Origin of the sequence: Brevundimonas sp. CEF1 (genome assembly GCF_051353055.1) — a bacterium.
Taxonomy (GTDB): Bacteria; Pseudomonadota; Alphaproteobacteria; order Caulobacterales; family Caulobacteraceae; genus Brevundimonas.
Genome location: NZ_CP195593.1, coordinates 3,032,428 through 3,046,279 on the forward strand (window position 1 = coordinate 3,032,428; position 13,852 = coordinate 3,046,279).

The window sequence follows — 13,852 nt, forward strand, 5'->3', positions numbered from 1 at the left end:
TCGCCCCCGCCGGACAGACGACATCCTCCCCATACGGACGACCCCCGCCCTGTCGCACAACCCGCCAGCGCAGGATCCGTCGCAAGTGGGCGGCCGCCCCGCCGATTTTCGACGCCCCATCCGTCTGTTTCCGACGGATTCATGCCGAAAGCGGTTGCACCCCACACCCTCGGGTTGCCAAGCTCAAGCTTGAAGGAAAGGGCGCATCATGAAGGAGCCTCCTCCTGCGCGCATCGACGGCCGGGCCCGTTTCTCCGCCGCGCTCAAGGGAATCCGCAGGTTGAGGAACCTGACCTCGGCTGAGACCGCCGGCCTGATGAACCTCAGTCCGCGCGCCTACGAGCGTTTCGAGGCGGGCGAAACCCGACCGAACCGCGACTATGTCTTCCGCTTCGCGCGCGTCACCAACAGCGACCCCCACGCCATCTTCGTCGCCGTCGCCATCGGGGTGCCGGACTTCGCCGTGCACTGCGCGCGAAACCAGATGGTGACCATCATGACCAACGGCCTGGAGGATCTCGCCCAGGATCTGGGCCCGGACCTCGCCTTCCTTACGGCGCGCGACGCACTCGAAATCCTCACCCCCATGTTCGAGACCCTGGCCGCCCGGGCGCGCGCCAACCGCGACCTGCAGGCGCGGATCGCCGACCAGGGCCGCCCGCGCCGCTGACCGCCGCCCGTCGCGGATATGCGTCGGATATCGCTTCGTATCCCCCTTCCCCGGGCGCTCCTTTGTCTCGCCGCAACCCGCGGCATTTCACAAGGAGAAGTCCCATGACGTCCCTGACCCGCCTTAAACTGGGGAGCGCACGGCGCCTCACCCGTGACTGCAACTGCGGCCTCTATGTCGAGATGCTCGTCATCCAGAGCCGGGAGCCCATCGGCCGAAGACGAGCCGTCGCTTTCGGATATGCGCCGGATATCACTTCGTATCCCCGCCCCGCAGGCGCTCACTGACCCCGCCACGCCCGTGGCTGTTTTCTTCAGGAGAGACCCCTATGCAGACTCTGACACTGAGCCGGTTAGACCTCGGTCCGGCCCGCACCCTCACCCGCGACAGCCTTCCCGGCATCTTTGTCGAGATGCTCGTCTTCCCGAGCCGGACGCAGATCGGCTGAACCCGGTCAGGCGGACGGCGACGCCTCGCCGTCCGCCGCTCCCGGAAGGAGGGGTGATGACAAGCGATCTCTGGTGCGCCGAAAACGTCTCCATGGTCCGGGTCTTCGAGGACGTAGTGGTCCTGGACCTCGCCGCCGACCGGTATGAATGCCTGGTCGACGCCGCCGCCGGGATCGACCCCAGGCCCGACGGAAGGCTGGAGGTCGACGACGCCGGGCTCGCAGACGCCCTGGTCGCCGCCGGCCTCGCGTCGCATTCGGCGCCCGCCCGGCGCGCGGTCGTCCCGCCGCCCCGTCGCGAAATCCAGCCGGACCCCGCCCCCGGCGTCGGCGCAGGACTGAGGGCGGGCCTGGTCCTCGCCGCCGCCACCGCCGCCTTTCACAGTTATTCCCTGTCGTCGCTCTCCGCCCCCCTCGCCCCGACCGCCGGCGCCGCTGCGCCCGACGAGGCGCGGCTGTCCCGGCTGATCGGCGCCGCCCGCCTCGTCGCCCCCTTCATCCCCTTCGAGGGGGAATGCTTGCATCGCGCCTACGGACTGCGACGCCTGCTGCATCACGAGGGTTTCGCCCCGGTCTGGGTCTTCGGCGTGCGCACCTGGCCCTTCGCCGCGCATTGCTGGATTCAGATCGGCGATCTGGTGGTCGGGGATGTGCTGGACCGGGTGCGCGGCTATACCCCCATAAGGGCGGTCTAGGATGGGCGACTACCTCCTGGTCTGCCGCCTGACGGACGCCCCCCGGGCGACGGCCGCCGCCTCGACGCTCCGGTCCGCCGCCATCGCGGCCGGCCTGTCGCTTTCGGACCTCAACCCCGCGGCCTGGATCGGCCTGTCCGGCGCGTCTCCGCCCCGTGTCCGCGATGTCGGCGGATGGACGCTGGTGGGCGACGTCTTCGATCGCCGGCGACCCGTCTTTCCGCGTCACGACGATTCCGCCTGGCCCTATGAACGCAAGATGCTGGCCCGTCTCTGGGGTCGCTATGTCGGCGTACGGTTCGACGGACGAGGCCGACCGGACGCCGTCCTCCGCGACCCTTCGGGCGCCCTGGATTGCGTCGCCTGGTCCCAGGACGACCTGCTCATCATCGCCTCGTCCGCGCCAGACTGGCTGATCGCCTGCGCCCGGCCGGGATGGCGCATCAACATCGATCGCGTCGCGGCCGCGCTCCGCAGTCCCCAGCTGGCGGCGGGCGCCCTCCTCCTGGACGGGCCCGTCGCCGTCGCTCCCGGCGCCCTGCAGCCCCTTCCCCTGGACCGCCCCGCCGTCAGCCTCTGGGCGGCGACGGACTTCGCCCGCGCCAGTCTCGATCCCCGCCAGGCCGTCGATCCGGCGGCCGACCGGCTCCGCAGCGCCCTCGAGGAGGCCGTCGAAGGCCTCGCCGGCCTCCCGGGCCCTCTGGCGGCGGAGATGTCCGGCGGGCTGGATTCCAGCCTGGTGGCCGCCTGCCTGGTGGCGACGCCCGCCCTCGATATCCGGCTCTGGCTCAACGCCTATGGCGTCACCCCCGAATCCGACGAGGCGCGCTGGGTCACGCCCCTGTCCCAACATCTTGGCGTGACGCCGCTGCGCGTGCCGCACCGCACCGCCTCCTTGAGCGCCGCGCTCTACCAGTCCGTCAACGGCGGCTTCCGACCGGGTCTCGCCGCCCTCGACACGGCCCATGATCTCGAATGGGTCCGACAGCTGCAGGCCGTGGGGGCCCGCGCCCTCATGACCGGCAAGGGCGGAGACTCCGTCCTGATGCAGGGCGCGGGCGGCGACGTCTTCTCCGACCTCAGGTTCAGCCAAGGCTGGTCGGCCCTCCTGTCCCGCCGGGCGCGGGCCATCGCCATGGCCAGCGAGAAATCCCTCTGGACGCTGGTTGCCGAGGCGCGACGGGCATGGCGAGGCGTCGCGGCGGCCCCCGAACGCGACGACGGCCTGCTTGCGCCCGACCCGGGGGGCGCCGCGCTGGCCCAGTGGCGTCGCCGCTGCGCTGAGTTCGGGCCCGCCAAGGCCATGCAAATCGCCGGCGTGACCGACAACATCTCGCGTCACGGACCGTCGCGGCTGACGGAGGCGATCGACGTCCGTCATCCGCTCTGCGCCCAGCCGGTCGTCGAGACCTGCCTCGCCACCCCGTCCGCCATCCTCGCCCTTGACGGTCGCGATCGCGGCCTGGCCCGCTACGCCTTCCGCGACCGCCTGCCGCCCGAGATCCTCGAACGGCGGTCAAAGGGCGACATGAGCCGGCTCTACGGCAAGCTCATCCTCGACAACCTGGACTTCCTGCGCCCCTGGCTGATCCACGGCCGCCTGGCCGACCTGGAGGTGATCGATCCCGAGGCTGCGGATCGCCTTCTCACGCGCGACAGCCTCATCTGGCGCGGCCGCTATGCGGCGATCCTGGCGGCGGCGGCCTATGAGGGCTGGGTGCGGACCTGGGAGGGTCGCCTGTCGTCTCTGGGACCGATGCGGCGACCGAAGTGACGACCTCCGCCGTCGCCGGCGGCAAGGTCTCTTCGAGCCAGCTGAAGATTTGGTCGTACTGGTCCCGGATATTGGCCGGGCTCCAGCGGGCGTGATGCTCGCCCCAATAGGTGACCAGCCGGGCCCGACCGCCCAGCCGAGCCATGGCGCTGAACACCTTTTCAGACCCCGACAGGGTCACGAAGTCCATGTCCGCCGTCAGCAGAAGGACGGGCGCCCCTATTTGGTCCGCCTTGAGCCAGGGGCTCTCCCGCATGAGGACCTCGGGCGCCGCCCAGGGGGTGGCGTGGGTCTCGCCCTGACCCGTCTCGACCCATCCCTGCTGCATGTTCAGGGTCATTCCATTCTCCGGCAGGATGCGCGTGGGCGGGGAGAATTCGCCCCAGTGGGCGAAAAGGTCGGTGGGGGCCGAGGACAGGATATAGGACTCGTAGCGCTTCGACCGGGTCGCCACCGCCAGCCCGATATAGCCGCCGAAGCTGTGCCCGAAGATGGCCGTCCGGTTCCGCGGCAGTTCCGGATGGGCCGCGAAGACCGCGTCCACCGCCCGGTCGATCGAGGTCTCGAAAAAGGCCCAGCTCCGGGTTCCCGGCCGGTCGTAGGGCATGGCCGGATGGAGCACGGCGTAACCCGCCCCGACCAGAACAGCCGCCCTGACGTTGTAGGTCAGCACGAGCGGACCGTACCAGCCGCCGTCGTCGACATAGCCGGGGTAGACGGAGACGATCAGACCCTTCGCCGGTCCGCGCGGCAGGAAGAGGGTGCTCCGGCCGGGTTCGCCCAGGCCGTCGGCATGGTCCAGCCATTCCGGCTGGATCAGGCTCACGTCGGCGCGGGCCTCGTTCACGACGTCCAGGGCCACATCCTCCCCTCCACGCCTCAGGCGCAGGGTCTCCACCATCTCCTCACGTTCCAGCACCAGGACCGCGTCCGGCGACGCGGCCAGGATCTGGGTGTCCCCGTCCCCGGCGGCACCCACCGTCTCCAGCCCGGCGTCGCTCGCCACCACGACTTGGCCTCCCGCGAGGGCGGCGGCCGACGTCCGCCGAGGCGTATCCCAGATCACCCGGCGCGGGCGTTCGGAATCTATGACCATGACGGGGCGAAGGGTCGTTTGCGACGGGCTCAGGCGACGCAGGTCGCGAGCGTCCATCCGCCAATAACCCCCGTCCGCGAACAGCCTCAGGCTTCCGTCTCCCGGGGCCGCCGCCAGCTGATAGGGAGCCGTCTCAAGCGCTGTCGTCAAGGCGCGGCTCCCCCCGCTCCCGTCGAGAAGATGCCAGTCCTGGCGACGGCTGTCGGGGGCCTTGCCGTAGACGACCGGCGCCCCGTCGAGCCATTCCGCCCGGACGCCGCGCAGGATATTGGCGTCGCCGCCCAGGTCCAGATCCGACGGCCAGGACCGCAAACGCCCGTCCAGGTCCATCGACCGCAGGCCGCCCCTCTCCCAGACCTGGTCGTCCTCCCGCGCCCAGAAGAGCAAGGCCTTTGAATCAGGCGACCAGCGGAGCATCTGGGCGCCCACGTCCAGCGGGGCTTCCGGCCGGATCTCGCGACCATCGGCCAGACGGATCAGCCTCAGCCTCTGCCGGAAGGGTTCGTCGAACTGGACGACCGGGTTCCCCAGGGGTAGGGCCTCGGCGCCGGCGAGCACCGCCAGGGCAAGCCCGTCCGGCGACAGGACGACATCCGTCACCGTCCCGGTGAACAGGGTCCTCAGAACATGCCCTGTCTCGACCTCCAGTTCAACCAGACGGTTCTCGGGGGGTCGGGTCTCCGGGACCGGCACGCCCTTATCCGTATCCAGAACCGTCCGCGAGGGGGCGCGCCCCTCCGACGTGCGTCGCCAGGCTTCGCTGGTCTTCTTCTGGGGCGCGCCGGCGTGGGCCAAGAGGGCGGGCAGGCTGCCGTCCGGCCGGATGGCGACAATCAGCCTTCCCTCGGGCGTCCAGTGAATCGGCGCCCCCTTCCCGGGAAGCTCCGGCGTCAGCCCCGTCCATTTCACGCGCCGGGCGGCGACGTCGGCCACGCCGAGTTCATAGCGATCCTCCCTGAACCGGAAAACGGTGAGGCGCGAGCCGTCAGGCGACCAGTCGCCCCTCAGCAGGCCCAGGGGCTCGTCGGGCAGAAGGCGTTCCGGACGCGGCGCGGCCGACTGCAGATCCACGCGCCAGAGGTCGGTGATGGTCCAGGTCGAACGCTGGACATAGTCGTAGCGGGGAATGGTGTCGTAGGCGCCCCGCTTCTCATAGACGGCCCAGCGGCCCGACGGGGCGATGGTCGCCCGCCCGAAACCCTCCAGGGCGACGATGTCGTCGACCGAGAGGTCCCTGTCCGCCAGGGCTTGCGGCGGGAGGCAGACCAGGCAGGCGAAGGCCGCCGCAGCGCCGAAGAGGCGCCTCATGGTTCGAATCATCATCGCCGCCTACCAGCGTCGGATCAGCTGGAGGGCGACGACGCGGCCGAACGGATTGCCCTGCCCCGGATCGAAGCCGTAGCCGGAGGCGGCGTCGTGGAAGGGCGGGTCTTCGTCGAGGAGGTTCTGGACGGTCAGCGCCAGCCCCAGCCCGGCCGCCGAACCGCCGGCGGGGGACCAGCCGATGCGCCCGTCCAGGCTGTCCCAGGCCCCCACTCTCACGCCCAGCCGGTCCCGGCCCGGCGCCGAATGGCTCCAGTGCAGCCCGGCGGACCAGGGTCCCCGGGACCAGACGCCGCCCGCCCGGGATCGCAGCCGTCCAGGATAGCCGGTCAGGCCGACGACGTTCCGCACCGCTGAGGTCGGGGTCGGCTGGTCATCATAGTCGAGCAGCCATGACCCGGCGGCTTCCAGGATCAACTCCCCGTCAGCGACCCGCAGCGGATAGCGCGCCTCGAGGTCCAGGCCCCGGACCTTGACCGCCCCAGTATTCACCCAGCGCATGTCGACGATGGCGCCATAGGTCTCCAGCGGATAGGTGGCGGGAAAGCCGGGCAGGCCCGCATAGGACTGGATCAGGGCCAGGTCGGCCGCGTTCGTGCCGGGAGAGATGGGCCTGACGAAGGGGGCCAGGGCCGGATCGATCAGGGCTCCGGTCGGGTTCTCAGCTACGGGCTGAGCGATGCGGTCGGTGAAGCGGATGTCGAAATAGCTGAGATCCAGCTGCAGCCGCCCCGGCCGCCAGTTGAAGCCGGCGGTGAAGGTGTCGGCAGTCTCGGGCTTGAGGTCGGGATTGCCGCCATAGACCATGAGCGACAGGGTCTGGTTCCCATCCGGACGCGCCAGGAAGATGCCCGACGCCCCCTCCTCGCTGTGGACCTGGGGCAGGGAGGGCGCACGGAAGGAGGTTCCCCAGGTGGTGCGGAAGGTCAGGTCGGCGGTCGGCGCCCAGGCCAGGCCGATGCGCGGGTTGGCGGTGTCGCCGACGTCGTCATAGCGTTCCAGCCGCCCAGCCAGAGAGAGGTCGAGCCGCCTCAGGCCCGACCGGCCGTTGGCCTCCCCGACCAGGGGCAGGCGCATCTCGGCGAAGACGGCGGCGGACTCCCGGGTTCGCTCAGGCGTCTCGGCCACCGCCGGAGCCACGGTGGCCAACAGGGTGCGGGTCCCGGTCTCGAAGCCCTCGGCGCGCCACTGCGCCCCGACCGCCAGCCGGACCTCGCCGCCCGGCAGGGTCCAGAGCGGCCCCTCGGCCATCAGGTTCAGGCCGCCGGCCCGGCTCCGGTCATGGGCCTCCGCATAGCCGCTCGAGATGAAGTCGAGGACCGCCGCGCTATTGGCGCGCCCGTCCCCGAAGAGGTTGAGATAGCCGTCCCGCATTGCCGAGAAGGCGGTGGCGGGATCGTCTGGCAGGGTTCCTAGGGCTTCGTTGGCGAAGCGGTTGTTGACCCGGTTCCGGCTGGCCAGCGATCCCCGCTCCTGAGCCAGGGCGGCGTAGGCGTCGAGGCTCCAGTCCGCCGGCAGCTGGTATTTGACGGCGATAGTCCCGCCGATGCTCTCCGACTGTCCCTCCTGCCGCGAGGGCCCGATGTCGCGGATGAAGGAATAGCCGACAAGATGGGCGGCCGCCCCGGTCGGCGACACGAACCAGGGATTGGCCGCCGACACCGAGAAGATGCCCGCGCTCCCGCCTCCGGTCAGGGTGGAGACGCGCCGGGAGTATCGAAGGTCCGCCGACAGGTCGAGGCGATCGCCCAGCGACTGCGACACCCGTCCATAGGCGCTGTAGCGTTCGATCGCCGGGGTCAGGTCCGCCCCGAGGTTGAGGGCCTGGCGATTGGCCCCGCCGGCCAGGAAGTCAGCCGGGGTTTCGGCCCGTCCCGAGGCCCCAGGGCGGATGGCGTGGCTGGCGAAATAGCCGCCGATCGCCGGGTTGAAGGCCAGCAGGTTGCCGGGGCCGCTGTAGAGGAGGCGATGGTCCGTCCCGCCGTAAGGGCGCAGGTCCCCGTCCGCCGTATAGGGCCGGTCCAGGCTGCTGAAGGGGTTGGTCTTCTGGTATTCGAGCGACAGATATCCAGCGCCGCCCGACCAGCTTCGCCCCGCCAGGTGAGACGCGACCAGGTCCTCGGCGCCGCCCCGGGCCGCGGAGACCCGCACCCGGCTTTCCTGGCCGTCGAAGGCGCGCCGCATGATGATGTTGACCACGCCGGCGACCGCGTCCGCGCCGTAGAGGGCCGAGGCGCCGTCCAGCAGGACGTCGACCCGCTCCACCGCTGCGGACGGAAGCGCCGAGACGTCGGCGAACTCGGCCCGGAAGCCGGAGCCCGCCAGCCTGCGGCCGTTGACCAAGACCAGGGTCGAGGTCGGCCCCAGCCCCCGGAGGTTGAGGCCCGTGGCGTAGACGGAGTTGGAACCGGCCCGGTCGGAGCCCGCCCCCTGGACCAGAGGCGTCCCCGCCCCGGCGTAGTTCTGCGGAAGACCGGCGAGGACTTCCGACACCGTGGCTTCAGCCCGCCGGTCGAGCGCATCGCGGCCCAGGGTGATCACCGGGGAGACCGGAGGCCCGGCCTGACGCAGAAGACTGCCGGTCACCACGACGTCGTCGATCTCCGTCGCCGGAAGCTCCGCCGCCGCCGCCGCAGCCGCACGGCGCAGATAGAGGACGCCGGGCCGCGGCTCCCGCCAGTCCAGCCCCGTGCCTTCCAGCAGGCGCTGCAAGGCCTGGTCGCGGGTGAAACGTCCTCGCAGGCCCGGCGATGTCCGGCCCTCCACCAGGGCGCCCTCGAAGAAGATCTGCTGGTCGGACGCCGCCGCGAACCGGTTCAGGACGTCCCGGAGCGACCCGGCCGGAATCTCATAGGCGCGCACCGCCTGGGCTGTCGCCGGCACCGCCGCCATGACCATGACGCAGGCCGCCGCGCCCGCCCATAAAGCTCGATCTTGCATTCATTGTCTCCCTGACGCCCCTCGCGTCAGGGAAAGAGACCGCACCAGCTCGGGACCACCCCGGAGCCTGGGTCGATTAATTTTCAACCCGCCCTCGAACGTCCATCCGGTCAGGGCGTCGAAAGCGTCACGGCCCCGTCCGCCTCGGGCGTCGCCCTGAGCCCCAGGGCGCCCGAGGCTGCAGCCACGAAGGCCTCGCGATCCCCGATGCGGAAGGAGCCGTTGACCCGCACCGCCGCCTCCCCGCCTGACGCCAGCCGAACGGGCCGGGTGAGATAGCGGTTCACCTCGGCCACGGCCTGGTCCAGGGGAGCGTCCACGAAGACGATCCGCCCTTCCGTCCAGCTGGTCTCCGAGCGCGTATCCACCTCGCGCGTCGAGACCCCGGCCGCGCCGATCCGCGCCTGCCGGCCCGCCGACATCCGCCGGGTCTGGCCGGCCGGCCCCGCCACGTCGACCACGCCTTCCACCAGGGTGACGCGCAGGCCGGCGGCGTCGCGCCGCACGTCGAAGACGGTGCCGACCGCGACCACGCGTGCGCCGTCCGCCGCCACGACGAAGGGCCGGGCGGCGTCGGGCGCCACGTCGAACAGGGCCTGCCCCCTGATCAACTCGATCCGGCGTTCATCGCCGGAAAAGCGCACACGCAGACGGGAGTCGGTGTCGATCCGCACAGACGAGCCGTCCGCCAGCTGCACCAGCCTCTGCTCGCCCACTCCGGTCGCATAGAGGGGGCGGGCCTCGGTCCACCACCAGGCGAACCCGCCCAAAGCCAAGGCCGCGCCGACCGCCGAAAGACCCCCGAGGGCCCAGACCCGGCCGCGGCCGCGCCGCGACCGCGCCGGCCCCTGGGTCATGGCCTCGTCCAGCACGGCCTGGATGGCTGGGGAGGCCTGAAGCGTTCCGGACTGTTTCCACACGCTCTCGACGCGCCGGTAGGCCTCGGCGTTGACCGGCATTGAGCGCCAGACGAAGAATTCCTCGATCGTGGCGCCGTCCACCTCAGGCGCGCCGAGGCGGGCGTGCCATGCCGCCGCCTCAAGTTCAGCCGTCTCAACCTGTCGGGTCGGCCCGGTCATCTGGCGCCCCATGCTAGCGTCTCAGCTGGGCGGTGAGGTGGGCCAGGGCCCGGGTCATCCGCCACTCAACAGTCTTCGGACTCATACCGAGGCGCCCGGCGATCTGCGCATTGTTCAGTCCGCCGAACCTCGACATTACAAAGACACTGCGCAGGTCGTCTGGCAAGCCGAGGATCAACTCCTCCAGCAGGACCGCCGCCTCCTGGGCCGCCTCCGCCCCCTCGGCCTCGGGCGCGAGCCGCCCCTCGACCAGAGCCTCGCGGCGCGCCCGCTTGGCCGCGCTGTCCGAGGCCAGCCGGCCGGCGACCATCATCAGCAGGGCCCGTGGATGCCGGACGCCCCGGCCGTCGCCATAGGCGGCGGCCATCTTGCGCCAGGTGTCCTGGGCGAGATCCTCGCCCTCCTCCCCGAACCGCCCGCGCAAACGGCGCACGAGCCAGGGCGCATGACGGCGATAGAGGTCGGCCAGGCCGCCTTCCCGCCTCCGCTCCAGTTCTCCTGTCCGATCCGACACGGGTCCGCCTCCAGAAACCAGAGGCGGACCCGGCCGATGCCGGGTGTTGAGAACGTGATTGAGACACGCGCGAGCGCCTTTAGCCCCCGCAGTACGGGAGCCTGGACATACGCGTTCGCCACGCCGGAGCACCGGAACGTCGTCTATAGCAGAAACAGCTCAACCGAGGTTCTCACGCCTCGACGCCCCACGGGCGCATCAGGAGTCTCGGACAATCCCGCCCCGCGCGCAACCCGGAGGTTTGCGAAACCCCTCCGCCTCAGGATAGATACCACCGTCCGCCCGGATCGCCGCCGCCGTGTCCAAGCGCTCACGCGCCAAGGGCGTCGGCCATGACAACAGCCATGACTTCTCACCTTTCCGGGCGGACGCCTCTCCTCGCCCCAGGGACTGGCCGCAACGCTTGCCCGTGCTAGACTCCAAATCATGAAGATCGACCTGGATCACCTGCCCGAGCGGCAGCAGCGCGAACTGGAGCGGATCAAGACGATCCTGCTCGAAGAATTCGACCGCGCCATCCATGCCGGCGGCGGCCCGACCCAGTCCTGGCGTCGCGACGGCCGCATCCTCAAGATCATCCTCTTCGGTTCCTATTCCCGCGAGGACTGGGTCGATGCGCCGGACACCGGCTACCAGTCCGACTTTGACATCCTGGTCATCGTCAGTCACGAGAAGCTGACGGAAACCGCCCACTACTGGCACATGGCCGAGGACCGCATCGAGCGCGACCCGACGATCGGCCGCATCGTCAACGTCATCGTCCACACCATGGCCGAGGTGAACCTGGGCCTCAGCCAGGGCCAGTATTTCTGGACCGGCGTCATCCAGGACGGCATCGCCCTGCACGCCCTCCCCGGCCACCCCTTCGCCGCGCCCAAGCCCCTCACCCCGCAACAGGCGGTTGAGATGGCCGAGCGCTATCAGTCCTCCTGGAACGACAAGATTTCCGAAGCGCTGGCTGGCGCTGAATTTTACATTGAACGCGGCAACCGAAAAGACGCCGCCTTCCTGCTGCATCAAGCGACTGAGCGCGCCTACGCCTGCTTCCTTTTGGTCCACGCCTTCTATTTCCCGCGCTCCCACAACATCAAGTTCCTGCGTTCCCAGGCCGAGTCCATGGACCGCCTCCTCGTCGACGCCTGGCCGCGCGAACAGAAGCTGGAAAGGCGCCGCTTCGAACTGCTCAAGCGCGCCTACGTAGAAGCCCGCTACTCCGAACAGTACGACCTCAGCCCCGAGGACCTGGCCTGGCTGACGGATCATGTGAAGCGCTTGCGCGATGTGGTCGACCAAGTCTGCCGCGAACGGATCGCCGCCCTGATGTCCGACGCCTGATCGCCATCAAAGCTCTGCTTATCGGAATCCGGCGGCGCCGCCAGGGATAGACTCCGCAAGTCCCCGGTTTGGCTGTCGGCGCTCACGCAGAGGGATTCAGTGTTCTCGTCGTGGAGACCCGGATGTCGAAACCCCGGCCATCGCCTTCGACGACCTCGACCTCCGCGCCGCCCCCTCATGGCCGGTCGATGCTTCATGCTCCACCCTATCTATAACTGTCCATATATGGACAGTTAGTTTGCATTTTATCCTCTAATTGGCCATATGTGGCCTATGCTAAAAACGCCACTGGAAATACAGCAGACCCTAGCTGAGCGATTGAAGGCCCGTCGCGTCGCCTTGGGCTGGACCCAGCAGGATGCAGCGCAGCGCGCCGGCATTGCCTATCGAACCTGGCGGCGGCTGGAAAACGAGGGAAAGGCCTCGCTTGAGGATGTGATCAAGTCGGCCGTGGCGTTGCGATGCGAGAGCGGTCTCGAAGCGCTTTTTCCACCACCGGCAGCTACGAGCCTTGATGACCTCCTTAAACATCAGGCCGCCAATGCGACGTCGCCTGTTCGGGTGCGCGCGCGCAAGTCGCATCAATCATGAAGCTGGCGCCCGGAACCGCACTGACCGCTAGCCTGACGTTCGACGACATGGCGGGCTCCATGCCCATTGGCCGATTGGCCATGGCCGCAGGCCTGGCCCAACTGGAATGGTCCAGCGAGGCGATCGCCGCGGCGTTGCCGATCTCTGGCTTGCTTTATCCTCCCGAGGCAGGCCTTCATACTGCCCGCGGGCGGGAGTTTGAAGGCCTCCACGGTTTCCTGTCCGACAGCCTGCCGGAGGGGTGGGGCTATCTTGTCATGCGCCGGCGCCTCGCCAAGCTCGGACGGCATATCGACAGCTTGAGTCCGCTGGACCGTCTGGCGCTAGTGGGCGATCAGGGACGTGGAGCCTTGACCTACTTGCCGGCGACGGCCCCGCCGCCGGAAGTCGAGAGCCTCGACCTGGATGCTCTCGCTGCTGAATCCGTGGCCATCCTTGCCGGTCACGAGGGCGAGCTTGCGGCCACCCTAGCCACCCTGGCCGGCGGGTCTGGCGGCGCCCGGCCAAAGGTTCATGTAGGGTTTGATGGTGCGGGCCGCATCTCCGTGTCGGAGGGTGAGACGGCTCCCGATCACGAGTCCTGGATCGTCAAATTCGCCGCGACGAATGACCCGCCCGACATTGGACCGATTGAGGTGGCCTATGCAGCCATGGCCATCGCGGCAGGGCTAGAGATGGCTCCCTATCGCCTTATGCCCTCCAAGACGGGGCACGGCTATTTTGCGACGAAACGGTTCGACCGACCGCATCCGGGGCGACGCTTGCATATGGTCTCGTTAAGCGGTGCGATCGAAGCGCCCTGGCGCTTACCGTCGAGCTACGATCTGTTCCTGCGGGCTACGCTGGCCATCACGCGCCATGCGGACGATCTGCTCGCGGCCTTCCGTCGAATGGTCTTTAATGTGCTAGCCAGCAATCGCGATGATCACACGCGGCAGCACAGTTATCTGATGGATGCCGGCGGCGAGTGGCGGCTCGCCCCAGCCTACGATCTCACCTACTCGGCGGGACCTGGGGGAGAGCACTATCTGGACATCGAGGGCGAGGGTCGCAATCCGACCCGCTCACAGGTCCAGACCCTCGGGCGACGGCACGGTCTATCGGACGCCACGATAAAGTCGGTCATCGAAGAGGTCCGGGTTGCAGTGGACGGCTGGTTGCGGTTCGCTGACGAGGCCGGGGTCACAAGGACGTCAAAAGCCGAGATCAGTACGGCCCTTGGGACGGTGGCTGCGCGCTTCTTCGCCTAGTTCTATCTGGCTCTGCCGGGTGATCAGGATCTCGCGCGCCCCGTCGTTCCTCAGTGAGCCTGTTTAACGGAACGTCATAGTACTCAGGGCGATCGAGAGGCTCAGGCAGATGTCCAAGCATAGCTTGAAGAATTCTT

10 protein-coding genes are annotated in these 13,852 nt (G+C 69.2%); 6 read left to right on the forward strand and 4 right to left on the reverse strand.

Annotation, left to right across the window (positions count from 1 at the left end; all coding sequences use genetic code 11):
• Positions 1–208: 208 nt before the first annotated feature.
• The 3 genes from ACR9FL_RS15285 (at position 209) to ACR9FL_RS15295 (ending at position 3,587) form a co-directional block, all read left to right on the forward strand.
• The gene (locus ACR9FL_RS15285) at positions 209–670 is read left to right on the forward strand and encodes a helix-turn-helix domain-containing protein (protein WP_436356224.1); all 462 of its coding nucleotides are present in this window, start codon (positions 209–211) and stop codon (positions 668–670) included.
• Between the two features lie 504 nt (positions 671–1,174).
• Positions 1,175–1,813: a lasso peptide biosynthesis B2 protein gene (locus ACR9FL_RS15290; protein ID WP_436356225.1), complete on the forward strand. Its 639-nt coding sequence runs from the start codon at positions 1,175–1,177 to the stop codon at positions 1,811–1,813.
• Between the two features lies 1 nt (position 1,814).
• The gene (locus ACR9FL_RS15295) at positions 1,815–3,587 is read left to right on the forward strand and encodes an asparagine synthase-related protein (protein WP_436356226.1); all 1,773 of its coding nucleotides are present in this window, start codon (positions 1,815–1,817) and stop codon (positions 3,585–3,587) included.
• Here the strand turns inward: ACR9FL_RS15295 and ACR9FL_RS15300 are convergent.
• The 4 genes from ACR9FL_RS15300 to ACR9FL_RS15315 all read right to left on the reverse strand — a co-directional run bounded on the left by ACR9FL_RS15300 (position 3,475) and on the right by ACR9FL_RS15315 (position 10,539).
• A complete protein-coding gene (locus tag ACR9FL_RS15300) occupies positions 3,475–5,991 on the reverse strand; it encodes a prolyl oligopeptidase family serine peptidase (protein WP_436356227.1) in 2,517 nt (838 codons plus the stop codon). The genes ACR9FL_RS15295 and ACR9FL_RS15300 overlap by 113 nt on opposite strands.
• 21 nt (positions 5,992–6,012) lie before the next feature.
• Positions 6,013–8,946 carry a TonB-dependent receptor domain-containing protein gene (locus ACR9FL_RS15305; RefSeq protein ID WP_436356228.1) on the reverse strand — a complete coding sequence of 978 codons (2,934 nt, stop codon included), beginning with the start codon at positions 8,944–8,946 and terminating at the stop codon, positions 6,013–6,015.
• Between the two features lie 110 nt (positions 8,947–9,056).
• Entirely contained in the window at positions 9,057–10,037 is a 981-nt protein-coding gene (locus tag ACR9FL_RS15310; RefSeq protein WP_436356229.1) for a FecR family protein, read from the reverse strand.
• Position 10,038: 1 nt separating this feature from the next.
• The gene (locus ACR9FL_RS15315; protein ID WP_436356230.1) at positions 10,039–10,539 is read right to left on the reverse strand and encodes an RNA polymerase sigma factor; all 501 of its coding nucleotides are present in this window, start codon (positions 10,537–10,539) and stop codon (positions 10,039–10,041) included.
• Positions 10,540–10,965: 426 nt separating this feature from the next.
• Between ACR9FL_RS15315 and ACR9FL_RS15320 the strand changes: the two genes are divergently transcribed.
• The 3 genes from ACR9FL_RS15320 (at position 10,966) to ACR9FL_RS15330 (ending at position 13,715) form a co-directional block, all read left to right on the forward strand.
• The gene (locus tag ACR9FL_RS15320; RefSeq protein WP_436356231.1) at positions 10,966–11,874 is read left to right on the forward strand and encodes a HEPN domain-containing protein; all 909 of its coding nucleotides are present in this window, start codon (positions 10,966–10,968) and stop codon (positions 11,872–11,874) included.
• A 318-nt stretch (positions 11,875–12,192) separates the two neighbouring features.
• A complete protein-coding gene (locus tag ACR9FL_RS15325; protein ID WP_436356232.1) occupies positions 12,193–12,465 on the forward strand; it encodes a helix-turn-helix transcriptional regulator in 273 nt (90 codons plus the stop codon).
• Entirely contained in the window at positions 12,462–13,715 is a 1,254-nt protein-coding gene (locus ACR9FL_RS15330) for a type II toxin-antitoxin system HipA family toxin (protein ID WP_436356233.1), read from the forward strand. The genes ACR9FL_RS15325 and ACR9FL_RS15330 overlap by 4 nt, the downstream gene beginning before the upstream one ends.
• Positions 13,716–13,852 lie beyond the last annotated feature (137 nt).

What these genes read in the sequence shown, in the direction of transcription:
- ACR9FL_RS15285 (WP_436356224.1), top strand. Translation starts at nt 209, where the DNA reads ATGAAGGAGCCTCCTCCTGCGCGCATCGACGGCCGGGCCCGTTTCTCC.
- ACR9FL_RS15290 (WP_436356225.1), top strand. Translation starts at nt 1,175, where the DNA reads ATGACAAGCGATCTCTGGTGCGCCGAAAACGTCTCCATGGTCCGGGTC.
- ACR9FL_RS15295 (WP_436356226.1), top strand. Translation starts at nt 1,815, where the DNA reads ATGGGCGACTACCTCCTGGTCTGCCGCCTGACGGACGCCCCCCGGGCG.
- ACR9FL_RS15300 (WP_436356227.1), bottom strand. Translation starts at nt 5,991, where the DNA reads ATGAGGCGCCTCTTCGGCGCTGCGGCGGCCTTCGCCTGCCTGGTCTGC.
- ACR9FL_RS15305 (WP_436356228.1), bottom strand. Translation starts at nt 8,946, where the DNA reads ATGCAAGATCGAGCTTTATGGGCGGGCGCGGCGGCCTGCGTCATGGTC.
- ACR9FL_RS15310 (WP_436356229.1), bottom strand. Translation starts at nt 10,037, where the DNA reads ATGGGGCGCCAGATGACCGGGCCGACCCGACAGGTTGAGACGGCTGAA.
- ACR9FL_RS15320 (WP_436356231.1), top strand. Translation starts at nt 10,966, where the DNA reads ATGAAGATCGACCTGGATCACCTGCCCGAGCGGCAGCAGCGCGAACTG.
- ACR9FL_RS15330 (WP_436356233.1), top strand. Translation starts at nt 12,462, where the DNA reads ATGAAGCTGGCGCCCGGAACCGCACTGACCGCTAGCCTGACGTTCGAC.